Here is a 25701-nt window from a genome sequence, read left to right as displayed (position 1 = left end):
GGCAGCCTGCAACGACAGCCCGATGTTCTACAAGCGTTCAGGCGTCCGATCTCCCAGTGACTGGATGATCACCTTCCCAGCCGCTCACACAACAAACTTACTCACCAACCCCTGCAAATGCACACCCAAACGCGCCAGCTCAACACTGGACGCTGCTGTCTGTTCGCTCGCAGAAGCGGTCTGTTCGGAGATGTCCCTAACACTGAGGACACTGCGGTTTATCTCTTCAGCCACGGCGCTTTGCTCTTCGGCAGAGGCGGCGATTTGCTGGTTCATCGACTCGATGGTTGAAATTGAGCGACTGATATTGCTGATCGAAGCCCCTGCATCCCGCGCCAGCTCGACGCTGTTATCTGTCAAGAGCCGACTGTTTTCCAGCGTGGTCGCAACCTGTGCGGTGCGGCTGTGCAGGCCACCAATCAATGTCGCAATTTCCTCGGTCGACGCTTGGGTGCGCTGCGCGAGACTTCTCACTTCATCCGCCACAACTGCAAAACCTCGTCCGGCTTCGCCAGCACGCGCGGCTTCAATGGCGGCATTGAGTGCCAGCAAGTTGGTTTGCTCGGCAACGGCCTTGATCACATCGAGCACGCCGCCGATCTTGTTGCTCTCTTGCTTGAGCTCATCCATGGCGGTTTTCGAATGACCCACTTCGGTTGCGAGCTTTTCGATCTGAAGCACTGCTTTGGCCACAACGGCATCGCCATCGCGAGCTTCTTTCGAGGCGCTGACCGCCGCATCTGACGCCTGCTCTGCGTTCCTGGCAACTTCCTGAACAGTGGCGGCCATTTCATTCATGGCTGTTGCGACCTGATCAGTTTCGGTTCGCTGACTATTGACCCCTGCGCTGGTCTGCTCCGTGACTGCCGACAACTGTTCGGCAGCGCTCGCGATCTGGGTGACGCTATCGCGCAGGCCACCAATCAATTGCCGCAGATTTGTGGTCATTCTGTGCATGCTGGTCTGCAGCAGGCCAAGCTCATCTCGTCTTACCGCGACTTCGCTATAGGTCAGATCGCCGTTGGCGACTCGATCAGCCAATTGCAGCGCCTCGCGAAGCGGCCCAACGATCAGGCGAGTGATGACCCATGCAGCCAGTGCGCTGATGATGAGCGCAATGCTGAGCCATATGATCAACATCTTGTTGGCTTGTCCCACGTCCTCGATACGCAGCGAGACCTGGTTTTGTGCCAACTGATCGGCGGAACTCAGCAGGACTTCGATGGTTTTCGTGATACCTGCCTGCCCTTGGTTAATCGCAGCCTGTGCCTCTGAAAACTGAGCAATGGCGGCCTGGTATTTACTCAGTGACGCCTGGAGGCCTTTGATGGCATCAGATTGAAATCCAGCGGCTTGCAGGGATTGGACGTTGTTCATGACTGCGGCGATTGAAGCGATCGCCAGCTGCTGCGCGTCAGGCTTGAGCGTGAAGGTGTACCCACGCACATCAAAGCGCATTTTCTGAAAAAGCGTCAGTGCTTGCCCGATTGCATCTCGCTGTGCGGACGTGCCCTCTGGCGAATTGGAGAGGGTGGCTAAACGTAGCAGCACCTCCAATGCCTCATCGGCGGCGCTGCCAGACACGGCTCGACTTGCTTCACGCGTATGGGTCGCATTGATGATGTCGTTGTAAAAACCTTTGTAGACCGTCATCGCGGCCGTCGCGGTTTTTACATGGGGGATATTGAGCTCGGAATCCAGGATCTCGCGCAAATACGCCAAATGAGCGTCCAGGTTGTCGTAGGCTTTTAGCCAAGTGGCAGCGTTGGCGTCGTCGGAATTCTGTCCGTAGACCAGCCGGGCGATGCGCATGTCCCGGGTCAGGGTTGTGAGCTTCGCGATATCAGACACGCGTTCGCTTCGCTCACTGAGTGAGGAGATTCCTGTCCAACCCGTGAAGGCGATAAGCACAGTAAATATGATTACCAGGGTGAATCCGAGTACGAGCTTTGACCTCACGGTCATGTTGATCAATATATTCTTTAGCATGGCGCCCTCTGAAAGTTATAGGTATTCACATAGGAGAGGGCCACTCCATGCCATTCCTACCGTATTAAACTTCGGCCATACGCAACGAAACTTGAGTAAAAAATCACTTTTTCATTCGCTATCGATCTGATAACCAATCTTCATTGCCGATACTATCTAAGTATCGAAAGTTCCACCTATGTGCCGATTTTTTTGTGCGCCCGATGGACGGTTGCGTTGACCGGAGGCGTGGGATCCACTTGGGCTTTTGCGGGTTGAGCTGGGATTGGGCCACGCCAGGAGCGCCTGAGTTTGGCCTTCCAAGGCTATAGCGTTAAGGAAAGTTACCATCGGTGAATTGAAGTTGGGGCAGCCGCACACAACACACACACTTACTCTTTGAATCAAGTGTGGCCACTGCCAATCACCTGGCAATTTCGCCTTCAGATATTTAGCATCGTGAGATGCTCAATGAATAAGTACTCACGCAGGCTACTATTAGTTGATCATCCGTTAAGTCCCACGAGGTATTACCGTTCAGACCCCTTGCTTGGCAAGTTGGTAGAACGCATAACTTCACTGCAACAATCCGGCGGCCCGAACCAGCTTCAATCCCCATTCCACCCGCTCCGGAATGGTTTGGACCAACTGCTCCCGGTCTCCCCCCAACAATGCTCTGAGCTGATGGGGCGCGAACACCAAGTCGATAAATTGAACGGCCAGTGCATCAGGATCCGTGGGTTGGTCCGGGCCTGCCAGGATGGCTGAACGCACCCTGGTGAATCCGCCTTCCCACCCAATGCGATTCACTTCGGCCGCCAGCAGCGGGGTCCGACTAGAAGTGGCTATCACCAGGCGCATCATGGCGAGGGTCTCGGGTTGCAGCGCATGTTCAAGGATGCCCTGGCCCACATGCCTCAAGCGGCCTGCAAGCGGGAGCGTTGGAATTGTCTCGGCGGGCACCAACAAGGTGGCGACGTGGCGACGCACCACGGCCTCGAACAGGGCCTCTTTATTGGCATAGCGCGCATAGAGAGTGGCTTTACTGGCGCCAGCCGTTCGGGCGATGTCTTCGTATGAAGCACCTTCGACACCGTTGGCCAAAAACCGCTGCAGCGCAGCATCCAGCAACCGACGCTCGACCTCCCCGGCCTCGCTTTGCCTGGGCCTGCCGCCTTTGGATTTGGTCTTGATCAAGGTCATGGCCGGCAACTTACATAGCTCTTGTTAGCGAGTCAACTAAACGGTAACGTTCAGTTAAATCGACGCAGGCACGCGTCGTTTTCATCCCTCTCAAACCGACCAGGAAGGCGCTTCGTGAATCACACTTCTGCTTTACCCATTGTGGTTGCTGGCGCTTCAGGAGACTTGGGCCAGCGCGTCGTAAGGGCGCTGGTTAAGCGCGGCGCCCAGGTCATCGCACTGGTTCGGCCAAGCACTGAACCAGCCCGGTTGACTGGTCTACGCAGCAGCGGCGTCACCGTCACGCCCGTTTCCCTAGATGATGCTCAGGGACTGCGCGGTGCCATTGCCGGCTCGGGTTGCGTGGTGTCCACGCTCAACGGCCTAGAGGAGGTGATCATCGAACAGCAAGGCAGGCTGTTGGAGGCCGCTGTTGCCGCAGGTGTGCCCCGGTTCATTTCCTCGGATTATTCCCTCGACTACACCCGCACCCGTCCTGGGGATAACCGCAACCTGGACCTTCGCCGGCGCTTCGCCACCCGACTCAATACGGCCGACATCACGGTCACCTCTATCCTAAACGGAGGCTTTCTGGAGCTGCTCGAAGGCGACGCGCCCATCGTACTCCCCGGACGCCGAGTGCTGCATTTCGGTGACGCGCAACAGCTACTGGACTTCACGGCCAAGGACGACGTAGCCGCCTTCACCGCCGACGCTGCGCTCGACCCCCAAACGCCGCGCTTCCTGCGCATTGCCGGCAACAGCGTGTCGCCTGCACAGATCGCCAATATCCTGACCGCGCTGACCGGGCAGCACTACCGAACATTGCGCCCGGGGAATATCGGCACGCTGTCCGCCCTTATCTATGCAGTGCGTGCGCTCACGCCTGCCAGTGACAAGCCCTTCCCCGCCTGGCAAGGCATGCAATACCTGCGAGACATGATGAGTGGCCGCGGCAAGCTGCTCAACCTAGACAACGACCGCTACGGCCAACGTCAATGGGCATCCATCCGTGACACATTGGCCCGTACTCATGTGCAAGGGATCAAGCAATGACACACCCTATCGAACTGTTTCCTCTTCAAATTCCCCAGGCGCAACTCGACGATCTGGCCCAGCGCTTGGCGCAAACCCGCTGGCCTGACCCGGAAACCGTCTCCGACAACAGCCAGGGGCCCAGGCTTGAGCGTCTTCGCGCGCTGGTCGAACGTTGGGGAAACGGCTATGACTGGCGGGCCACCGAAACCCAACTTAACCAGTGGAACAGCAGCCGGACCGAGATCGACGGCCTGGGCATTCACTTTCTTCACATGCGCTCGCCTCATGCTGATGCCCTGCCCTTGCTGATGACCCATGGCTGGCCAGGCTCGATTCTTGAGTTCAGGGCGATGGTTGGGCCACTCACCGACCCGACCGCCCACGGTGGCAACGCCAGCGATGCGTTTCATTTGGTGATCCCGGCGCTACCGGGCTTTGGCTTCAGCGATAAGCCACATTCGCCGGGCTGGGGCGTGGGCAAGACAGCGGCGGCCTGGGCGCAATTGATGGACCGTTTGGGATATGGCCAGCGCTGGGCCGCCCAAGGTGGGGACTGGGGCGCGGCCGTAACCACCGCCCTTGGGCACATGCGCCCGCCTGGCCTGATCGGCATTCACCTGAATATGGTGATGTACCAACCCACCGAAGATGAAATCGCGCAGGCCACCCCTGAAGAGCAACGCATGCTGGCTGATGCGCAACGCTATGAGCGAGAGCTGTCCGGTTACATGAAAGTGCAAAGCACCCGGCCGCAGTCGATAGGCTTCGCCCTGGCAGATTCGCCCGTTGGCTTAGCGGCGTGGGTTTACGCGCTGTTCCAGGATGCCTCGGACAGCGACGGGAAGCCCGAGCGGGTCATCGAGCTTGATGCGCTGATCGACGACATCATGCTGTATTGGCTGCCTAATGCGGGACCCAGCTCGGTCCGTTTCTATTGGGAAGGGATGCGCGCAATGCAACAGCAAGGCCCTGCTCCCGCCTTACCTATCCCTGCGGGGGTGAGTATGTTCCCAGGCGAGCTGCTTCGCCTCTCACGGCGCTGGGCAGAGGCGCGTTTCGACGACCTGCGGTTCTTCGCTGAGGCCGAGCACGGGGGGCACTTCGCTGCCATGGAAAACCCGGCAACGCTGACCGAGCATGTGCGTGAGACATTCCGCCTGCTGCGTTAACGGCTTCGCGGGCTTGGCGGGCTTCAGCGAGGGCCACGCCTGGCCGGCATCTGGACGCTCTTGTAACCTGTAAAAAAAATGAGAAAAAATTCCCCACCTGTAGGAATATTCCGACTCATGAGGCTGCAGCGACGCGCGATGAAGCCTTCGCCACGCTCGTGAGCGTTTCGCCGCTCTTCAAGAACTTCGAGGAGTCAGCAACGCATAACAACCAGCAACATCCAGGATATCCGGGAAGAAAAACACCACTCAAGGACCATAAGGAGATCTAAATGAGCACGACAGATCAGGTACAAAGCCGTGACGGCTACAGCGAGAAATGGCAGCAACGTTTCGCATTTTTTGACGAGCATGGCGCGCCGAATTCACCAACTTTCAAGCCCGCATGGCTGAAGCTGCCTCTCCGGCAGAGGATCAAGATCAACGCGAACATCATTGCGTTTTTTTTCGGCCCGATTTACCTGTTCGTTCTGGGGTTGTGGAAAAAAAACCTGACGATGATCGGCATTTTGCTGGCCGTCAGTGTCGTGTCGGAAATCTTCTATTCAGCCACCGACTTTGCCTACGCCAAACAGCTGGATCTTGCTGTAGGTATCGCCATAAACGCCTTTTATGCAAGGACCACAAACTACGCCTACTACCTCAAGGAAATTAAAGGCGAACAAGGCTGGAATCCGTTCAAAGGCTGCTAAGGCTGAGACAGACCAAAGAGCGTCGTAACTTTCATTGCTCAGCGTGCGTGAAAGACGAGCCTTCACCATGGTGTTGCGAGCACGCAATGCCATGGCCGCTACAGCATGAGCCAGACGTTCAGGCGTCGCCTTACATTAGCCTGATCTGGTCAGCGCATTCGACATGTAGTAAACGTGTCGGATGCTCTGGCTCGCTGATTCCAGCCCGTCATGATTTTAGCGGCGGCGGGTGGATCAGGGAACATTGAGCAACGAGGGAGCTCACACCTCTTGCCTTTGAACCGTCCTGTTGGTGACCCCCTCTATGGAACACGTACTCCCGGAAGCCTGGCTGAACGCGCTGCCGTTGCCCTGGCTGAATACCCTCGTGGCCGCCGTCGTCGCGATCGGCATCGCACTGTTGGGACGCTGGATTGCGCTGATCTTGCTCCGGCGCGTCGCCAAGTCGTTCGTCTTCGCCCAGCAACTCCTTCATCGCGCCGAGCCGCCGACGTTGTGGCTGATCCCGCTGCTGGCCCTGCAAACGGTCTGGACCTCTGCCCCCGATGATCTGATGTTGATCAATGGCGTTCGGCACCTGAACGGCATGCTGGTGGTGGCCGGATTTACCTGGTTGGCGTTGAGTTGCGTGAAGGCCATTGGCGAAGCGGTCGCGATCCGCAACCCGCTGGACATCGAAGACAACCTGCAAGCCCGCCGCATCCAGACGCAAGTGCGGGTGCTGGTGCGCTGCCTGAATGTGCTGGTGCTGTTGTTCGGCACCGGGTTGATTCTGATGAGCTTCCCGCCGGTGCGGCAGATTGGTACGAGTCTGCTGGCATCGGCAGGGCTCGCGGGTCTTGCCGCCGGTTTCGCCGCCAAGCCGGTGCTGGGCAACTTGATCGCGGGCCTGCAGATCGCAATCTCTCAGCCGATTCGCCTGGATGACGTGGTGATCGTTGAGGGCGAGTGGGGACGCATCGAAGAGATCAGCGGCACGTACGTGGTGCTGAAGATTTGGGACGAGCGGCGGATGGTGATTCCGCTGCAGTACTTCATCGAGAAGCCCTTCCAGAACTGGACGCGCAGCACGTCGAGCTTGATTGGCTCTGTGTTTCTGTGGGTGGATTACGCGTTGCCGCTGGAGGAGTTGCGCGAGGAAGCGGAGCGTATCTGCAGGGAAATTCCGCACCTCTGGGATGGCCGCGTCTGCGTGTTGCAGGTCACGGACACCACCGATAAGGCGATGCAATTGCGGGTGTTGTTGAGCTCGGCGGATTCATCGCGCAGTTGGGATGCGCGATGCCACATGCGCGAGCGGCTGATCAGTTTCGTTGCCCGGCAGTATCCGCAATGCCTGCCGCAACTGCGTGCGGAGATGTCTTCGCGCACCGTACAGCCAGAGCGCGAAGGCCACGAAGCGCCGACAGAAATTGCGCGTCAGCCGCCAGTCTGAAGACAGATAAGACCCAATTGCCCGGCCACCAGTGGTGGCCGGAACAGACTCACTGACCGCCGCTGAACATTACGAACTTGCCCATCATCATGGCGGCAAACTGCTGCGCCGGCATCTTCACGCCATTGAAGTCCACCACATCGTTGGCGTAATGCAGGCTCGACACGACGTTGTCGCCCTCGACCTTGCCCACCTGCAACATGACCGCCATGCCGCCCACCGACTCTGCTGCTCCCTGCGCCTGTTGCGCGATGGCGGCGGGATCGGTCAGGCCGGCAGACTTGGCGCGCAGTGCGGCCAGATCCTTGATCATCGGCTTGGAGAGCACCAGTTTTGCGTCCAGCTGGGTCAGCAACTGCTTGAGCAATTCGGCGCCCGGCTGATCAAGCGCCGAAGGGTTGCCCAAGTCCATCGACAGGTTGAACTGGCTCTCGCCACTGGCTGTTTTCAGCGAAAGCTTTTCCAGCTCGATATGCGGCTTGGCACTCAGCAGCTTGCTGACTTCGGCCTGCACCAGCGCCTGATCAGCCGGGCTCAAATGTGGCGTGTAGGTTTCACCCACCGCCGCGGCGGCCTGGGCTTGAGGCTGCACTTTCTCCTGATAGATCTTCATCAGCGCCTGGGTTGAGGCAATGTCGAAATTGCCGAACTTCCACAGCATCTGCATGGCGCCAACGTCATTGCCATTGAAGCTGATATTGCCGATGTCGTAGCTCACCTGAGCATTCAGGTTGCCTTCCACTTCCTGCAACAGACTGGTGTTGACGAAGTCCTTGAGCTGAATGGCCGGCTGGCCCGCCGCCTGGAACGTAGCCGAGGCGATTTTCGCGTCGGTGTGGCCCAGGTAGAAACCCGACTGGCCCTTGGTGCCACCGGTGTTGAAAGTGAAATCTTTGAGCGTCAGGTGCACCGGCCCTTCTTCAGAAGTGGCAGTGACGTCGACGCTGCCCAGCACACCGTTGGCCTCAAGTTTCTGGCCATCACCCGAGCCCGAGGCATTCACGGTGAAACCGGAAAACTTGAACGCGCCGGTCTGATCGGTGAATTCAAACGGCAGCAATTCCACACGGCCCAACGCGGCACGGTCGTAACCCATGCTGAAGTGGCCGGTCAGCGGCGGCTGGCCGTTGGTCATGGCAAACCATTTTTCGGAGAAGGCGTTCTTCTCGATCTGCACGTTGCTGGCGGCCATCACCGGCACCAGTTGCAGCGACTTGACCCGGCTCCACGGCAATGGCCCGTGCTCGATGTTGTCGACAAAGAGCAGCTCGACCGGCTGCCCGTCATTGAATTTGGGGTCCTGGATGTTCAGCTTGTAGTGCGCGGTGCTGGTGAAGAAGTGGCGGTCCAGAGAAAGGAGTTCAACACTCGCCTTGCCTTCATGCCCGACGAATGCGGCTTGAAGCTGCTGATTGCCTTGCTGGATGGCGTCGTTGAGCGCGCCTTCCAGCCGTTTTCCGGTGTACCAGGCCCCAGCGGTGACGAGGACGCCCGCAACCACAATGACGCCTACGGCGATGTTGACTGATTTTTTCATGTGTCGACTCGAAGATGTCCGTTCTTGAAGAGAGGTCTTGCCTTCCTTGACCCCGGAGGGTTTCGGCGCCACACAGAGCGGCCGTGCAGCACCTTGGGCTGCCGAGAGCCCGGCGAGATTAGCACTTGGCGAGAACGTTTTGCAGCCGTTGCGCCTAGCCACGACGTTCGCCGAAGCGTTAGGCTGGACGCCAATTTGCTAACGGGATCGATGAGATGAGCGAAGTGCAAAAGCCCAAGGGTCCGGTCAAGGCGGTGATTTTCGACATGGACGGCCTGCTGCTGGACACCGAAGGCATCTACACCGAAGTGACCGACACCATCGCCAAGTGGCACGGCAAGACGTTCGACTGGGCCGTGAAGCAACACTCCATTGGCCGCGGTTCGCAGGATTTTGCCGAATACGTGATCCGCGCGCTCGAGCTGCCGATGTCTCCCGAGGAGTTCCTGACCGTTCGCCAACCGATGCTGGACGAGCGTTTCCCGCACGCCAAACCGATGCGTGGCGCCGAGGCACTGGTGCGGCATCTTGCCGAGCACAACATCCCGATTGCGGTGGGCACCAGTTCTTCCCTTCACTACTTCCACGCGAAGACGAGCAATCATCGCGCCTGGTTTGAGCTGTTTAAAGACGTGGTGACGGCGGATCACGCCGAGGTCACAGCGGCCAAGCCTGCGCCGGATATCTTCCTGGCTGCGGCGCGCCACTTGGGTGTGGACCCGAAGGATTGTGTGGTGTTTGAAGACTCGCCTTTCGGCGTCACCGCTGCCAAGACCGCAGGGATGTATGCCGTGGCCGTGCCGGACTCGCACATGCCGATCGAGCAGTACGCCCACGCCGACCTGATACTGGGTTCGCTGACGGAGTTTCCGCTGGAGGATTGGGGTTTGCCGGGGTTTAGCAACTGATTATCTGCGTACGCAGAGGCGCGCTAGCCCTCGATTCTTGGAGAAAAAATCCAGGCCTAGCGTTCGCGCTGAAAATTCCTACCGGACACATCCGTTCAGACGGGCATATTGATCGGTTGCATCAAAGCTATCGTCCGCACCATGAACCAGGTCAGACATTACCTCAGCGCAAACGGCGACGATCCTTATCAGGAATGGCTTGATGAGCTCAAGGACCGATCCGCGAAAGCCAGAATCACTATGCGCATCAACCGGGTTGCTGCAGGCGCGTTGGGCGACTGCAAGCCTGTTGGAAGTGGAGTGTGGGAATTGCGGGTCGATCACGGACCGGGTTATAGGGTTTACTACGCCCTGGCAGGTAAGCAGCTAATCTTGCTGCTTCTGGGAGGCGATAAGCGCCACCAGCGATCTGACATTGTTAAAGCCATTGATTGCTGGCATGACTATCAGCGGAGAAGGCCATGACGAGCTCACGTGATCACGACGAAACAGTCATTGCGATGATTCGGGACGACCCGGAGTTCGCTGCGGAATACTTGCGAATTGCGTTCGAAGAATTGGACGAAGAAGGCGGCGATGCCGGCTTTCTTGCAGCACTGAGACATGTCGTTGAAGCGCGAGGCGGATTGGCACTCATTGCAGAGAGAACCGGAATACCTCGTGAAAGCCTTCGTCGGGCGCTATCCCCCAAAGGCAATCCCACGTTGAAAACCATGCGCCAAGTGGTACACGCCACCGGGCTCACGTTCGCAGCAATCGCGTGATAGTTACGCTACACCCCAACCCTCAAATCCACCCCCAACGCCCGCGCGAACGCTTTGACCAGCGGGCTTCGTGGGGCGTTGTGTCTCAGGATGAGGTTGACGGGTGTGCGCAGAACTATCAGGTCGGGGCGCAAGGCGCGGAGTTGGCCGTCGCGGATCAGATTGCGCGTGTAGTGCTCGGGGAGAAAGCCGATGAAGCGGCCGGTCAGGATCATCATGGCCACCGCTTCTACCTGAGAGGCTGATGCGCACTGGCTGTCCGAATTAACGAAGCTCGCCTTGTCGCGATGGATCGCATAGCGATGATTGACGATGTCGAATGCGCGCAGGCTGTCGATGCCCAGAGCGCTGTCATCCGCCTCGAACAGCGGATGCCCCACTGCGCAATACGCGTGGGAGGTCTCTTCGTACAGCTCGAAATAATCAAACTCTTCGCGCCGCTGATACACCGGCACGATGCCAAGACTCACGCGCCCTTCGACCATTGCGCGCTCGACTTCATCCAGTTGGGACGCTTGCAGGCGCAGTCTGACTTTAGGCGCTTCATCGTGCATTAGTCTGAGCGCGGCAATTAGCGGCGAACTTTTATCGGTCAGGGTGTTATCAATTACGCCGACACTCAAATCGCCAATCAACTCATTCTGCGCAGAACTAATCCGGTCGCGAAAACTGTCCACCGACGCGAACAATTCGATAGCCGCCTGATAGACCAGCTTGCCTTCTTCGGTCAGATGAAACCCTTCCCGACCTCGTGTGCAGAGGCGCATGCCGATACGGATTTCAAGATCCGAGATCTGCTTGCTGATGGCTGCAAGGCCCACATTCAGCTCATTCTGGGCGGCGCTGAAGCCACCCGCCTCCACCACGGCCTGAAATACCCGCAACAGCTTGAAGTCCATTCCGCTGAGAGTAAGAGGGGGGCGAACTCCCGGTTTAGGCGGCACGTTTCCAGAATTGGAAAGTGGAGTTTCCATAATGCTTATTGACCTCGCCTATTGGATTCAACAGGCTCTGACTCACAACAAAAACGTGCCCGGTTGATAATAATGAACACAGAAAAACCTGATTGGCAACCGCGCACGCAGTACTCCACTACATAGGCCGAAAGCGGATCCAACATTAATTAACCTGACACTTTGATCAGGACTTTCAATTCGTAACTGCCCTCTATCCAGGACGATTCCATGCTGCAACGGCGGGCCTACGTCGTGGCAGGAAGGCTGGCTAGGGTTGCCCAGATCAGGCAGGCACGGTCTGCATACAGCTTCGGAGAGACACATGAATCAGAATCAGGCGGAGCAGCTGCAAGCCGAGCGCAGGAAAACCGAAAACGCGTTCGACATCACCCAGTACGAACACGTCCCGCGCCGCTATTACGGGCGCATTTTCTTCGCGGCCCTGATCATCATTGCCCTCGCCGGCCTGGCCCGCGCGTTTGCCAACGGCCAGATCGAGTGGAGTTACATCGGCCAGTTCCTGACCTCCGAGGCCATTCTGTGGGGACTGCTGAATACGATCATCATGTCGATTCTGGCGATGGTCCTCGGGGTGGTAATCGGCGTGGTCACGGCCATCATGCGCATGTCGGCGAATCCGATTTTGCGTTACGTCGCGATCACCTACACCTGGCTGTTTCGCGGCACGCCGCTGATTCTGCAGTTGCTGCTGTGGTTTAACCTGGCGCTTATCTTCCCGGTCATTGGCATTCCCGGCGTGTTCGAGCTCGACACGGTCAGTCTGATGACACCCTTCGTTGCCGCACTGCTGGGCCTGAGCATCAATCAGGGCGCGTATACCGCAGAGGTCGTGCGCGCAGGTTTGCTGTCCGTGGACACCGGTCAGTACGAAGCCGCCAAGTCCATCGGCATGCCGCGCCTGCAGGCTCTGCGCCGGGTGATCCTGCCCCAGGCCATGCGCGTAATCATCCCGCCGGTCGGCAACGAATTCATTGGCATGGTGAAGATGACCAGCCTGGCCAGCGTCATCCAGTATTCCGAATTGCTGCACAACGCGCAGAACATCTACTACGCCAACGCCCGGGTCATGGAGCTGCTGATCGTTGCAGGGATCTGGTACCTGGCGGTGGTGACTGTCCTGTCGTTCGGCCAAAGCCGGCTGGAGCTGCGCTTTGCCCGCGGCGCCGGCAAGCGTTCGTAAGTCAGGCCCAGGAGAATCAGCATGAGAAGCATCGTCAAAGCCGTCGGCCTGAACAAATACTACGACCAGTTCCACGCCCTCAAAGACGTCAGCATTGAAGTCGAGCAAGGCGAAGTTTTGTGCATTATCGGGCCCTCGGGCTCGGGCAAGAGCACGCTGCTGCGGTGCGTCAATCAGCTCGAAAAAATCGATAAGGGCGGTTTGTGGGTCGACGGCGAACTGGTGGGCTATCGCATCGTCGGTAATAAATTGCACGAGCTGACCGACGCTCAGATTGCCCGTCAGCGTTTGAGCACCGGCATGGTGTTTCAGCGCTTCAATCTCTTTCCGCACATGACCGCTTTGCAGAACGTGATCGAAGGCCCGATACAGGTGCTCAAGCGCTCGCCCAAAGAGGCTACCGAGGAAGCCACCGAGTTGCTGGCCCGTGTCGGGCTGGCGGACAAGCGCCATTCCTATCCCGTCGAGCTGTCCGGCGGCCAGCAACAGCGTGTCGCCATCGCTCGCGCCTTGGCGATGCGTCCCAAGCTGATGCTGTTCGACGAACCCACCTCCGCCCTCGATCCGGAGTTGGTGGGCGAAGTGTTGTCGGTCATGCGTGACCTGGCGCATAGCGGCATGACCATGATCGTCGTGACACACGAACTGGGCTTTGCCCGCGAAGTTTCCAACCGGATGGTGTTCATGGACGGCGGCCAGATTGTGGAGGCCGGCACCCCGGAAGACATTCTAATAAGCCCACAAAACCCAAGAACCCAAAGCTTCATTTCTGCCGTTCGCACTTAAACCAGAACAAACGAGAACGACCATGAAAAAGATCCTCATCCCCAGTTTGCTCGCCGGCCTGATGGCGTCCGCATCGGTGTTCGCCGCGCTACCCGCCAGCCTCAAGGAAAAGGGCGAAATCACCGCCGCCATCGTGCCGAATTACCCGCCGATGGATTTCAAAGACACCAGCACCAATACGCTGACCGGTCTGGATGTGGATCTCGGCAACGCCCTGGCCGAGCGCCTTGGCGTCAAGATCAAATGGCAGGAAACCGCCTTCGAGCAGATGGTCAGCGGCCTGGTCACCAAGCGCTTCGATATCATTCTGTCGGGCATGACCGACACGGCCGAGCGGCAGAAGTCGGTAACGTTTATCGACTACTTCGCCAGCGGCCCGCAGCTGTACACGCTGACGAAAAACGCTGATCTGAACGAGCCGGCCGATTTGTGCGGCAAGAAAGTCGGCACCAGCCGCCGTACCACCTGGCCTGCGGAAATCGCGGCGTGGAGCAAGGAAAACTGCGAAGCGAAAGGCAAGCCGGCGATCATCGTCAGTGGCTCCGAAGGCTCGGCAGATGCCCGCGCGCAGCTCCGGCAGGGCCGGCTTGACGCCGCGATGCAGGGCAGCGAAACCATTCCTTACCTGATGTCCCAGGAGAAGGACACGTACAAGCCGCTCGGTCTGGCGATCTCGAAACAGTTCACCGGCCTGGGCGTCAGCAAGTCCAACCCTGAACTGGCGGCGGCCATCGCCGAAGCGATGCAGGCCATGGTAGACGACGGCACCTACGGCAAAATCCTCAAAAAGTGGGAGCTGGAACAGGGCGCGGTGACCAAGGTCGGGATGAATCAAGGTCAGTAGTAGACGGTCGGACAGCGAACGCCGCCCATGTGGGAGCGCCTTACCGGTGCTCCCGCAAAGGATTTGCGCCGAGGCTTGAACAAGGACGGAAAAACACCAATGACCACCTACTCCCTCGTCATCCGCCGGTTGATGATCTGCTCGCTGACTATCGTCATGAGCCGGGCGATGACCACCCCGTTGCTGTCACTGTTCCTCAGCACAAGACTGGGACTCAACCAGCAAGACGTCGGGCTGCTGATGGGCATCGCGGTGTTCATCGCTACGCTGCTGGGGCTGTACGGTGGTTACATCATCGACCGGCTGGAAAAGCGCAAATTGCTCATCCTGGCGATGCTGTCCAGTGCTGTGGGCTTCTCACTGCTGACCTTCGCCCATAACGTTTATCTGACGACCCTGACGCTAGTGATCACTGAAACGGCGTCGGCGCTGTTTCTCATCGGCTCCAAAGCAATCATCAGCGAAAACCTTCCCATCGGGCAGCGGGCGAAGGTGTTCTCGCTGCGCTACACCCTCACCAACATCGGCTACGCCACAGGCCCGATGCTCGGCGTGGTCATTGCCGGACACCTGCCGCTAGCGCCGTTTTTCATCGCCAGCGCCATCGCGTTCTGCAGTCTTTTCCTGATGCTCGGCATCCCGCGCACAGTCGCTGATACCGAACACCCACCGCGCAGCTTTCTCGACACCCTGATCACGCTGAAAAACGACCGCACGCTGATCCTGTTCACGGGCGGCAGCTTGCTCAGCACCATCGTGCATGGCCGGTATACGTTGTACCTGTCGCAGTTTCTGCTGGTCACGCATACGGCGGAACAGGCGTTGAAAATCCTGTCAGCCGTGCTGGCGTGCAACGCGGTAACAGTCATCCTGATGCAGTACCAGATCGGCCGTTTTCTAAAACGCGAGCAACTGCGGTACTGGATCTGCCTCGGCACAGCTTTATTTGCGATCGGGCTCATCGGCTTCAGTTTTGCCGAAACGACCCTGGCCTGGTGCGCTGCGATGTTCGTCTTCACGTTAGGCGAGATGATCATTTACCCCGCCGAATACCTGTTCGTCGACACCATTGCGCCCGATCACCTTCGCGGCAGTTACCTGGGTGCGCAGAATCTGGCGGCCTTCGGCGGAGCGTTGAGCCCGGTGATCTGCGGTTACTTATTGATCAATAGCCCAGCGCCGACCATGTTTTATGTCCTTGCGTGCCTGACCGCCATGGGCGGCACGTTGTGCTTTCTGGCTGGGCGACACGCGAAGCTTGCTCACGCAGACATCGCGCTCTGAGCCCGCGCTCGGCCACACGCGGTTCCGTCAATTTGTCACTTTTCAAAACCCGCCCAAACAGGTGAGTATGTCCGGCCTTGAGCTGTCGGTCTGATCGGTCTTTACGAGACGCCTTGCAAGCCTGTCCCAGACTGTCCTGATTTCCACTTCCCCGACGAAAAGGATATCGAGCAATGAAATACCGCACCCTTGGCCAATCCGGCCTCCAGGTTTCAACGCTGACACTGGGCTCCATGATGTTCGGCGTGCAGACCGGCACCGAAGAATCCCTGCGCATCATCGACAAGGCCTGGGATGAAGGCGTCAATTTCATCGACACGGCCAACGTCTACAACGCCGGCCGGTCTGAGGAAATCGTTGGCGAGGCCATCGCCAAACGGCGCAGCGAGTGGGTACTCGCCACCAAAGTCGGCAGCAGTTCGGGCAATACCGCCCCTAACTCCAGCGGACTTAATCGCAAGCACATCTTCAATGAAATTGAATCCAGCCTGCGCCGTCTCGACACCGATTACATCGACATTCATTACCTGCACAAGGAAGACCACAACACGCCACTCGAGGTGACCGTGTCTGCCATCGGCGATCTGATCCGGGAGGGCAAGATCCGTTACTGGGGCGTGTCTAACTTCCGCGGCTGGCGCATCGCTGAGGTGGTCAACGTCGCTCAGCGCCTGGGCGTCGACAAACCGGTGATCAGCCAACCGCTGTACAACATCGTCAACCGTCAGGCCGAGCTGGAACAGATCACTGCGGCGAAGTTCTACGGCTTGGGTGTCGTGCCCTACAGCCCGCTGGCGCGCGGCGTGTTGAGTGGCAAGTACGCCCCCGACGTAACGCCGGACAGCAGCACCCGCGCCGGCCGTCAGGACAAGCGCATTCTGGAAACCGAGTGGCGCAGCGAGTCCTTGCACATCGCCCAGAAACTGCAGGCGTATACCCAGGCCAAAGGCGTAGGGCTGGTCGAATTCGCCATCGCCTGGGTGCTGAACAATCAGGCCGTGACCTCTGCCATTGTCGGGCCACGCACCGAGGACCAATGGGACAGTTACACCAAAGCGCTCAGCGTGAACATCACTGCCGAGGACGAAGCGTTCATCGACTCCCTCGTGACACCCGGGCATGCCTCCACGCCGGGTTTCAATGATGTGCAGCATTTCGTAACGGGCCGTTATATCTGACACAGACTGACTGCGAAGCCAGCCTCGGTTGCCGCGAAGGACTTGCGTCATCGAGGCCGGGCATCCCGTTCTCAATCCCCGATTGATGGCAATACCTGTACGCTCAATCCCTTGTAGAATGCCGCGCCGAGACCGGCTGCTAAACTTGTATCAAAGTTTGACAAGGACAGCGGCGATCTCTAGTGTTTCATTGGATCCAATAACTGGTCAGCCGAAGAAGATCAAGCATGCGCAGGACTGAGAAAGAGCAATTTCTGCGGGAAACCTTGGGTGATGAGCAGCCGCCTGCGCATCTGGCGCGTGCCGTCATCGAAGAAAAACTGCGCAGCGCTATTCTTGAAGGACGCCTCCCGGCAGGCATCGCCCTGCGCCAGCAAGAGCTGGCGACGCTTTTCGGTGTCAGCCGCATGCCCGTCCGCGAGGCGCTGCGTCAGCTGGAAGCTCAATCGTTGCTGCGCGTCGAGACCCACAAAGGTGCGGTCGTTGCCCCGTTGATCAACGAGGATGCTACGGATGCCTATGCGTTGCGCATCCTGCTGGAGTCCGAGGCCCTGCGCCAGTCGATCCCGCTCCTGACCGCCGAAGACATCACTACGGCGCGTGGGTACATCGAACAGCTTGAGGTCGAAACCGACTACAGCATCATGGGCACGCTCAACCGCCAGTTCCACATGGCGCTGTATTCCAGGGCGCACAACACGCGCCTGCTCAAACTGGTCGAAGACGGCTTGAACGAGGAAGAGCGTTTCCTGCGCTTCAATCTCAAGCAAATGAACCTGGGCAAAGTGTCCCAGCACGACCACTACGAATTACTGGAAATGGCCGGTGCCGGTGAAGTGGACGCCACGATCGAGGCGCTGACTCATCACTTGAATCGGGGTGTTGAGGCCATCAACGCCTACTTGAGCGCCCGTAAGGCGGAAGAGGCAAAACCGGCAGCGGCCTCACGAAAACGTGCCGTCACCCAGTAACATTCACTGCTGTATTCAATCTTGACCTTGCTTGCTACCGGCTAACCGGCCGAGAAGCACAAGGGATCAACGAACGCCGTTCATGACGGCGTATGCGCCGAAGGACCCGGCTCCACGGTTATGACGCCTTTATCAAGGCTCGGGGAAGCTGAGTGCAAGCCGAAAAGAACAAATGGCTGATGGTCGTCAATTCCGGACAACCCGTCAGAACACGCCTGATTTGCTGTCCTCACGTAGGAGGCGATCCTGAGCATTTTCGTGACTGGTCCGAAGGACTTGCCGATCACATCGAGCTGGTAACGCTGCGCCTGCCCGGTCACGGCAGTCGGCTCAAGGAAACGCCCTACGATCAGTGGGCGCCCTTGCTGCAAGACACCTTCTTCGCCTTGCAGCCCTATCTGAGCCAGCCCCACGCGTTTTACGGCCATAGCTTCGGCGGTCGGGTCGCTTATGAAATGGCCAGGCTGGCGCAGAATCATTACCCGAATCTGACACGCCATCTGTTCGTTTCCGGCTGCCGCAGCCCCGACAGCCGACAACCCTGGCCGTATCTGCACACGCTGCCGCATGACGACTTCATTCAAGCGCTTATCAAGTTGGGCGTGCTCCCGAACACGTTCGCGCAGGATAAGAAACGCCTGAAGCTGCTGGAGCCTGTCGTGCGCAGCGACGTAAAGCTGTCGGAGATCTGGTCGCACTGCGCCGATGAGGGCCTGGACATCCCGTTGACCGGCCTTTACGGCAGCGATGATCCGGTCGCTACAGCCGCCAGCATGATGAAATGGCGGGAGTTCACGCGTCGCGAGTTTGAGTTGATCGAAGTCCGCGGCACTCATGACTTTCTCAGCTCGCAACGCGACCGCCTGCTGCACATCATCAATACGCACCTCGGCTTGCTGGGCGGCTGAAGAAACACCGCCGCCCTCTCCTTCCGCATCAACTCTTCACGCCCTCCTTCTGAACTCTCCTACGACTAAAAGCCGGCCGTCCCACGCTCGGCCGGCGCGAATGCACCTATCGTGAAACTTGGCCCTCGTTGACGCGGTGCACCGCCGTGTTCAGGCACACTCGAACGACGAATCGGTCTGCAGCCGTTTCAAGGAAGGCAGTTCTCATGGAGCGGCAAAAGGAGCATTGCCCTGGGCGGAGACATTGAAGTGAAACCCCGAATGTCGCCCAAACCAAAAAATCTCAAAAAACTGTATTAGCCCGATAAAGCGCAACGCTGAACGAGGTATTCGTTCATTAATTTCAATTCTGGCCTTAATGAGCCGGAAGGGTTGCGTTCGCCCCAATAAAACTATGTTTAAAAGTTTTATCGCCTTCGCTCATGTCGGATTTTTATACGCTATTAATTATATTAAAAAGTATTTGCGAAACCATTTGAAACTGTTCTAACGTTTTCTGGCCGCCAACGCTTATGGGCCATTCGCCCACAAACGCTGGTCAGCGATGGCATAGACCACGTGAGCATGCCTTATCAAATCCTGCACGATTGTTGACCATTAACGAAGTAACGTTCGCAGCCTCTTATTGCCCGATAGTTACGGGAGTCCATTTCGGCCGTTCTTATACGGGCACTTAAGACGACCGCTAATTTCGGCAATTAAAAGAGTGTGTGACGCACTCATTCTCATAAGGACGTAAAAATGGACCTGTTGAAACAGCAACTTATCGCAAAGAAATCAGTGCTCAGCGCGCACCCTGTTTTTTCCGAAATTGATTCACTGCACGCTCTGCAGCGGTTCATGGAGGTGCATGTGTTCGCGGTCTGGGACTTCATGTCACTGACCAAACGGCTGCAGCAGGAACTGACCTGCACCCGACTCCCCTGGTTGCCGCCGCGAGACCCGAAGGCAGCACGGCTCATCAACGAAATCGTGTTGGGTGAGGAGTCGGATGATCGCCCGGGACGCCACGATCATTACAGTCATTTCGAGCTCTACCTGGATGCCATGCGCGAGATCGGCGCAAGCACCGCGCGCATTGAGCATTTCGTCGAACTGTTGCGCGAAGGCATTCACTACAAAACCGCGCTCGATAGCGTCGGCGCAGGCCGAGCGGCCACGCACTTCGTCCGGGACACCCTCGACATCGCGCTGAATGCGCCGGCGCATTGCGTGGCTGCCGCGTTCCTGCACGGTCGCGAAAGCGTTATCCCACAGATGTTCCAGCGGATTCTTGACGACTGGGGCATCACTGCCGACAAGGCACCGACCTTTCGCTACTACCTGGAACGCCACATCGAGGTGGACTCCGAAGACCACGGCCCGGCTGCGGAATCGTTGCTGACCAGGCTAGTCGCGGGCAATGAACAGCACCAGCACGAGGTCTATGCCGCCGCCATCGCGGCAGTCGACAGCCGCATCGCGCTGTGGGACGCCGTGCAACTGACCCTGCGTGAAACGGCGCGGGAAGTCAGCGCATGAGCCCTTTCCTCCTCCGCCACCGACTCGTTACCCACACAAGGACGCCATCATGAAAGCCGAAGACTACTTGTCATTCGTTGATGCCTGGGAAGGCCGCGCGACGATTCGGACACGCCCGCGCCGCATCGTCGAAAACGATGAAAAACTGATCTACCCGCTCAGCCGCCAGCCACTGGTGCTTAGCGAGACGTTCACCCGCGAATGCGCTCATCTGCGCGATCTGGCGCTGGTGCAGAGCCTGTACAAGTTCATCAACGACGTCGTGATTTTCGAGACCGAAATCGTCGACAAGACCGCGCGAAGCATCGCCAAAGACAACTTCGCGATCCGCTTTCCCTTCGCTTGCCGCTACGACGCCATGACCGTGGTCGTCGATGAGGATTACCACGCGCTGGTGGCAATGGACTTCATGCAGCAAACCATCGCATTGACCGGCATCCAGCCGATCCCGTTGCCGGAGGAAATCGAACTCAGCAGAGCCATCCCCGCTGCACTGGCATTGGCGCCAGACCACTTGCGCAGCGCGGTCGAGCTCATCTGCGTGGCGATCGCCGAGAACACCGTGACCAACGACGTAGCCGCGTTCGCCAAGGACGACACGGTGAAGCAGTCCGTCAAAGGCCTCATGGCCGACCACCTTCTTGATGAAGGACGGCACTCCGGCTTCTGGTCGCGGCTGGTCAGGATCTACTGGCACGCAGCGCCCCAACAGGACAAGGAAGTGATCGCGCAGATCCTCCCCGTGTTCATTGCTCAGTATTTGACCAATGACATTCAGAAGTCTTTTGACTTCGTTCTGATCGACAACCTGCCGGTCATCGAGCCGATCAAGCAGGCGCTGAAGCAAGAAACACAGGCGATGTGCTTCCCGATCAATCGCCACCATCCGCTGGTGGGTAACATCATGCGTTTCTTCACCTCAAGCTCGATGCTCGACTCCCCCTGCGTCCAGCACGCCCTTGCCGACTATCTGCCGGCCGGAGGCTTGCAATGAAGCGCCTGGAAATTGTGCTCATCGGTCACAGCCGGGCGATGAGTGAGCTGAGTGCAGAACTGGACGCCCACGGGCATCTGATTCACCACCTGCGCGATGAGGCCACGCTTGAGCTGACAGCGCTGAACGACGCGTCGATCCTCATCGAGGACGGCACGCTGGAACTGCCCTATGCAGAATGGGGCGCGTTCAAGGCAGCCGTGCATCTTGGTCTCCGGGTAGGACTTACACCGGTGAGTGAGCGGGCACTGCCTGAATTGGAAATATTGTGCTGGCTCGGGACAGCTACGGCGCAGCGCTTGATCGCACGTCATGCCGTGGCTGCCACGCTTTCCGGCAACGGACGCGGGTTGCGCGACGTGGCGGTCGCTACGCTGGTGGACAACGTAGCGCTGCTGATCAGCCGGTTCTCGCGTGATACCGAGTACTTCGCGCGTGCCGAGCGCGTCGATCCGCCGCACAGTGAGCGCCAGGAAAGCCTGTTACGACTGGACCGACTGGCCTTCGAGCACTGCTTCAACTTCACTGCGGCGCCAGAGTTGCTGCGTGTTGCCGAGCAAACGCTGGTCGCACGCCTGGATCGCAGCTTTAGCAAATTCGCCGGGCGCGCTGCGCTGGGTATCGACGGCGAGCGCATCAGCTATGACCAGTTGCGGGCGCACAGCGTCGCGATCCAGGCGCGGATTCAGGGCATGCTGCCGCGCGCTTCAGCTGATCCGGTGGTAATTGGTATTTGTATGCCGAAATCGGCGGCACTGTTCGCCGGGATTCTCGCCATTCTGGGCAACGGGGCGGTGTATCTGCCATTGGACCCCAGCCAGCCTCTACAGCGTCAGCAGTACATCCTCGAAAACGCGCATGCCTGTTTGCTGTTGCACGATGGGACTCACCCGCTGGCGGGGGTTGCTGTGCCGGGGCTGGATGTCAGCGACATCGAGATCGTGCCGACGGCGCAGTCGCTGATGCGTTATCGCCCGGAGACCGACGCGCCGTGCATGGCGCTCTACACCTCGGGCACAACCGGATACCCGAAAGGCGTGATGCTCAGCCAGCGCAACCTGAGCCACTTCACGGCCTGGTACGCCCACTATGTCGAGCTGTCCGAACACAGCCGGGTGCTGCAGTTCTCGACGCTGAGTTTTGATTCGTCGGTCATCGACATATTCCCCACCCTGCTCAGCGGCGCCGAACTGATCGTGGCGAACGACGATCAGCGGCGTGATCCGCTGCAACTGTTCGAGCTGCTGGACCGGAATCTCAGTCACGCGTTTCTGCCACCAGCCCTGTTGAGCATCCTGTCGATTGACCGACCGCTGAAGCTCAAGCACTTGTGCACCGGCGGTGATGTCTGCGAGCCCTATGTGATTGAGCGCCTGGCAGCGCAATGTCACTTCCATAATCTTTACGGCCCGACTGAGGCCACGGTGTTGATCACAGCCGGACGGTTCCAACCCGGCGGCAGCAACCGCAACCTGGGTCGCCCGATCGCCAACAGCCAAGTCCTGATTCTCGACGAGGATATGCAGCCCGTCGCGGACCAGACGCCCGGCGAGCTCTACATCGTCGGTCCAGGCGTGTGCCTGGGTTACATCAACAACCCTGCGCTTACCGATGAGCGCTACGTGAATGTCGCGCTGGGTGATGGCCAAAGCGTGCGCGCCTATCGCACGGGGGACATCGGCAAATGGACAAGCGCGGGCATCGAGTTGTCCGGGCGACGTGACAACCAGGTGAAGATCCGGGGATTCAGGGTCGAGCCTGAGGAGATCGAGCATTGCCTGCGCGACAGCCAGCTGTACCGCCAAGTTGCGGTGGTGATTGACGACCAGCGACGCATCCTGGCATTTCTCGCGCAACCGCACGGCGTAGAACCTGACGCCGCCCGGCATTTGCTCAAGGCCCACGTCGCAGGGTTGTTGCCCGACTATATGCGGCCGACCGCCTACACGGAGTTGGCGAGCATGCCGTTTGCCAGCAACGGCAAGGTCGATCGCAAGGCGCTATTGCAGCTGTCAGTGAACCTGCTGGAGCAAGCCCCACGTCGTTTGCCCGACACCGAAAACGAGAGGCTTCTTCTTACGTTGTGGGCAGACCTGCTTGAGCTTCCGCCTGACGAAATATCAACTGACGAGAGCTTCTTCAATCTGGGTGGCCATTCGATCCTGCTGTCGCAGATGCTGCTGGGAATCCGCGAACGGTTCGGCCGCAGCATTCCGATCAACCGCTTCATCGAGGCGCCAACGCTGACCAATCTGGCGTCACTGCTCGACAGTGACGGCACCACCTCATGGACCGTCAGCCCGCAAGCCTTCCGGGATGCTTCGGCGCCCTTCGAGCTGCCGGTACTGCCTGTGGAGCGCATGGGCGACGTACACAAAGTCATCGTCACCGGCGCCAATGGTTTTCTCGGCATTCACATCGTCGAAGCGCTGTTGGCGTGGGGCGCAACCGAGGTTGCCTGCCTGGTACGTGAAAGCGCAGGGATGACGGCTCAAGACCGCTTTATCCAGGCACTGCGCGAAAACCGTCTTGAGCATCTGGATCTGACGCGAGTACGGGTTTATGCCGCCGACGTCACGCGGCCACAGCTTGGGTTAAGTGACGAGGTATACGAACGGCTGGATCGCGAGTTCGGCGCGCTGGTGCACAACGCTGCCAACGTCAACCACGTTCAGGACTACGAGACGCTGGCCAAGGATAACGTCGAGCCGATTTTCGAATGCCTGAAGCTGTGTGAAGGGCGCAGCAAGAAGGTGCTCAACTTTGTATCTACGCTCTCTGCTTCAAGCGCCGTCGGAGCTGACGGTCGCGTCCTCGAAGCGCCTGCTGCCGAGACCCCGCCGATCTACATCAAGAACGGCTACAACCTCTCCAAGTGGGTCGCCGAGCGGATCTTGCAGCAAGCCCGTGAACGAGGCGCGTGGGTGAACATCTACCGGCCCGGTAATATCGCGTTCAACAGCACGACCGGTGTCTGCCAGCCGCACAAGAATCGCCTGATGCTGATGCTCAAGGGGTCGATGCAACTAGGCCAGGTCCCGGATTTCTCCATGACCTTCGACTTGATGCCTGTCGACTTCCTCGCCCGATTCATCGGCTTTCACGCCAGTCGTTACCAGCCGGCACACGCAGTCTTTAACCTCCACAACCCGGAGCCGTTGAGCTGGAGCAATTACGTTAGCGCGTTTCGTGAAGCGGGCAGTGATTTCGAGATGGTCAGTGTCAGTGAGTGGCAAACCCAGTTGAATCGGGTTGACAGCCAGAACGCTTTATTCGGCGTGCTCGGCTTTTACCTCGATGGGTTTGAGGAAGACATCGGAGACATATCAATGATCGCCTACCAGAACGCTCATGCGGGTGTTAAGCGAATGGGCGAGTGCTACCCCTCGAAAACCCCGGCGCTACTGCGCAAGGGCTGCGAGTACCTGAAAGAGATTGCTTTCATCTGATACACCCCAACGCAACTTCCCCTTAAGTTATGGAGAACAACATGAACGCGATTCAGCCGCTCAACACCCTTGGCTCCCTTTCGCCCGATACGCTGATTACCAATCCTGGAGGAGAACCTGTGGTTTCTGCAATTTCGATTAACGCACCTGCGCGTGAGGTCTGGAAGGTCGTAGGCGATTTCGGTGGTTTCACCCATTTCATACCGGAGCTTCAAAGCATCGAAGTAATTGGTGAAGGACCGGGATCGGTCCGTTACAAGAAATTCAAGGAGGGTGGTCTGCGGGTTGTCGAGCAACTTAACTCTCGTGACGACGACGGAATGTTCATGACATGGACGACCATCTACAACAATCTAGGTGTTAGCAGGCTTTGGGCCGCGATGACGGTCGCCCCCGAAGGCCGTGCAAGCTGCGTCGCTACTTGGACCATCGTTGCCGAGCCTACAGATGCCAACCCGGTGAGCGCTGAGGGATTCAGAAAGTTTTTACAGGGCTTTGCTGATGGTGCGATGAAGAACGTGCCCGGAGCTGTGATGCGCTCATAGCCTAGGCCTGCTGCGTTTCAGTGCCGGTGGTTTAGACGACAAAACCCCAGTCTGCGTAAGCAGACTGGGGTTTCGGAATTCAATCTTGACGATGACCTACTCTCACATGGGGAAACCCCACACTACCATCGGCGATGCACCGTTTCACTGCTGAGTTCGGGATGGGATCAGGTGGTTCCAGCACTCTATGGTCGTCAAGAAATTCTGTAGCCGATCCGTTACTGATGTAACGTTCCAGCGAAAATTTATGACCTTCACTTAAAACAAAACCCCATCTGCTTTCGCAAATGGGGTTCTGGAATTTAATCTTGACGATGACCTACTCTCACATGGGGAAACCCCACACTACCATCGGCGATGCATCGTTTCAC

Annotated in this window: 22 protein-coding genes and 1 rRNA gene; 18 read left to right on the top strand and 5 right to left on the bottom strand. The window is 58.3% G+C overall.

The features are described 5' to 3' along the window. Positions 1–84 precede the first annotated feature (84 nt). Positions 85–1989: a methyl-accepting chemotaxis protein gene (locus QWI20_RS17870; RefSeq protein ID WP_369306584.1), complete on the bottom strand. Its 1905-nt coding sequence runs from the start codon at positions 1987–1989 to the stop codon at positions 85–87. A gap of 555 nt (positions 1990–2544) precedes the next feature. Beyond that, positions 2545–3171: a TetR/AcrR family transcriptional regulator gene (locus tag QWI20_RS17865; RefSeq protein WP_369306583.1), complete on the bottom strand. Its 627-nt coding sequence runs from the start codon at positions 3169–3171 to the stop codon at positions 2545–2547. A 114-nt stretch (positions 3172–3285) separates the two neighbouring features. Here QWI20_RS17865 and QWI20_RS17860 point away from each other — a divergent pair, with 114 nt between their 5' ends. From QWI20_RS17860 to QWI20_RS17845, 4 genes are all read left to right on the top strand, one after another. Then, complete coding sequence (locus tag QWI20_RS17860) at positions 3286–4206, top strand: NmrA family NAD(P)-binding protein (RefSeq protein ID WP_369306582.1); 921 nt, start codon at positions 3286–3288, stop codon at positions 4204–4206. Continuing rightward, on the top strand, positions 4203–5357 hold the full coding sequence (locus QWI20_RS17855) for an epoxide hydrolase family protein (RefSeq protein ID WP_369306581.1): 1155 nt from the start codon (positions 4203–4205) through the stop codon (positions 5355–5357). Before QWI20_RS17860 ends, QWI20_RS17855 begins: the two co-directional genes overlap by 4 nt. A 272-nt stretch (positions 5358–5629) precedes the next feature. Beyond that, a complete protein-coding gene (locus QWI20_RS17850; RefSeq protein ID WP_346627298.1) occupies positions 5630–6049 on the top strand; it encodes a DUF2628 domain-containing protein in 420 nt (139 codons plus the stop codon). A 304-nt stretch (positions 6050–6353) separates the two neighbouring features. Beyond that, positions 6354–7484: a mechanosensitive ion channel family protein gene (locus QWI20_RS17845; RefSeq protein ID WP_369306580.1), complete on the top strand. Its 1131-nt coding sequence runs from the start codon at positions 6354–6356 to the stop codon at positions 7482–7484. A gap of 49 nt (positions 7485–7533) precedes the next feature. Here QWI20_RS17845 and QWI20_RS17840 read toward each other — a convergent pair whose 3' ends face one another. Continuing rightward, complete coding sequence (locus tag QWI20_RS17840) at positions 7534–9021, bottom strand: YdgA family protein (RefSeq protein ID WP_369306579.1); 1488 nt, start codon at positions 9019–9021, stop codon at positions 7534–7536. 215 nt (positions 9022–9236) lie between these two features. Between QWI20_RS17840 and QWI20_RS17835 the strand changes: the two genes are divergently transcribed. The 3 genes from QWI20_RS17835 (at position 9237) to QWI20_RS17825 (ending at position 10693) form a co-directional block, all read left to right on the top strand. After that, a complete protein-coding gene (locus tag QWI20_RS17835) occupies positions 9237–9929 on the top strand; it encodes an HAD-IA family hydrolase (RefSeq protein ID WP_369306578.1) in 693 nt (230 codons plus the stop codon). Between the two features lie 141 nt (positions 9930–10070). Beyond that, a complete protein-coding gene (locus tag QWI20_RS17830) occupies positions 10071–10394 on the top strand; it encodes a type II toxin-antitoxin system RelE/ParE family toxin (protein ID WP_369306577.1) in 324 nt (107 codons plus the stop codon). Further along, complete coding sequence (locus QWI20_RS17825; RefSeq protein WP_369306576.1) at positions 10391–10693, top strand: addiction module antidote protein; 303 nt, start codon at positions 10391–10393, stop codon at positions 10691–10693. The genes QWI20_RS17830 and QWI20_RS17825 overlap by 4 nt, the downstream gene beginning before the upstream one ends. Before the next feature lie 8 nt (positions 10694–10701). Here QWI20_RS17825 and QWI20_RS17820 read toward each other — a convergent pair whose 3' ends face one another. Then, positions 10702–11667 carry a LysR family transcriptional regulator gene (locus QWI20_RS17820; RefSeq protein WP_369306575.1) on the bottom strand — a complete coding sequence of 322 codons (966 nt, stop codon included), beginning with the start codon at positions 11665–11667 and terminating at the stop codon, positions 10702–10704. Positions 11668–11971: 304 nt separating this feature from the next. On the opposite strand from QWI20_RS17820, the gene QWI20_RS17815 reads away from it, so the two are divergent. The 11 genes from QWI20_RS17815 to QWI20_RS17765 all read left to right on the top strand — a co-directional run bounded on the left by QWI20_RS17815 (position 11972) and on the right by QWI20_RS17765 (position 25330). Beyond that, entirely contained in the window at positions 11972–12850 is an 879-nt protein-coding gene (locus QWI20_RS17815; RefSeq protein ID WP_369306574.1) for an amino acid ABC transporter permease, read from the top strand. A gap of 21 nt (positions 12851–12871) precedes the next feature. Beyond that, positions 12872–13636 carry an amino acid ABC transporter ATP-binding protein gene (locus QWI20_RS17810; RefSeq protein WP_192173068.1) on the top strand — a complete coding sequence of 255 codons (765 nt, stop codon included), beginning with the start codon at positions 12872–12874 and terminating at the stop codon, positions 13634–13636. A gap of 22 nt (positions 13637–13658) precedes the next feature. Beyond that, entirely contained in the window at positions 13659–14480 is an 822-nt protein-coding gene (locus QWI20_RS17805; protein ID WP_369306573.1) for an ABC transporter substrate-binding protein, read from the top strand. A gap of 99 nt (positions 14481–14579) precedes the next feature. Then, positions 14580–15764: an MFS transporter gene (locus tag QWI20_RS17800; RefSeq protein WP_369306572.1), complete on the top strand. Its 1185-nt coding sequence runs from the start codon at positions 14580–14582 to the stop codon at positions 15762–15764. A gap of 173 nt (positions 15765–15937) precedes the next feature. Beyond that, positions 15938–16942 (top strand): aldo/keto reductase, encoded by a 1005-nt coding sequence (locus tag QWI20_RS17795; protein WP_369306571.1) that lies wholly within the window; start codon positions 15938–15940, stop codon positions 16940–16942. A gap of 227 nt (positions 16943–17169) precedes the next feature. Next, complete coding sequence (locus QWI20_RS17790) at positions 17170–17913, top strand: GntR family transcriptional regulator (RefSeq protein ID WP_369306570.1); 744 nt, start codon at positions 17170–17172, stop codon at positions 17911–17913. A gap of 152 nt (positions 17914–18065) precedes the next feature. After that, positions 18066–18821, top strand: coding sequence for a thioesterase II family protein (locus QWI20_RS17785; protein ID WP_369306569.1), 756 nt, complete (start codon positions 18066–18068; stop codon positions 18819–18821). 741 nt (positions 18822–19562) lie between these two features. Continuing rightward, complete coding sequence (locus QWI20_RS17780) at positions 19563–20342, top strand: DUF3050 domain-containing protein (RefSeq protein ID WP_369306568.1); 780 nt, start codon at positions 19563–19565, stop codon at positions 20340–20342. Positions 20343–20391: 49 nt separating this feature from the next. Beyond that, positions 20392–21336 (top strand): diiron oxygenase, encoded by a 945-nt coding sequence (locus QWI20_RS17775; protein WP_369306567.1) that lies wholly within the window; start codon positions 20392–20394, stop codon positions 21334–21336. Continuing rightward, the gene (locus QWI20_RS17770) at positions 21333–24785 is read left to right on the top strand and encodes a non-ribosomal peptide synthetase (RefSeq protein ID WP_369306566.1); all 3453 of its coding nucleotides are present in this window, start codon (positions 21333–21335) and stop codon (positions 24783–24785) included. Before QWI20_RS17775 ends, QWI20_RS17770 begins: the two co-directional genes overlap by 4 nt. Before the next feature lie 41 nt (positions 24786–24826). Beyond that, the gene (locus QWI20_RS17765; protein WP_369306565.1) at positions 24827–25330 is read left to right on the top strand and encodes an SRPBCC family protein; all 504 of its coding nucleotides are present in this window, start codon (positions 24827–24829) and stop codon (positions 25328–25330) included. A gap of 83 nt (positions 25331–25413) precedes the next feature. On the opposite strand, the gene rrf is transcribed toward QWI20_RS17765, so the two are convergent. After that, positions 25414–25529, bottom strand: a 5S ribosomal RNA gene (gene rrf, locus QWI20_RS17760). Positions 25530–25701: the final 172 nt, after the last annotated feature.

It is taken from the genome of Pseudomonas sp. W2-17 (assembly GCF_041060445.1).
In the GTDB taxonomy this organism is placed as follows: domain Bacteria; phylum Pseudomonadota; class Gammaproteobacteria; order Pseudomonadales; family Pseudomonadaceae; genus Aquipseudomonas.
The sequence above is the reverse complement of the archived record's forward strand: the minus strand, read 5'-3'. Positions and strand labels throughout refer to the sequence as shown.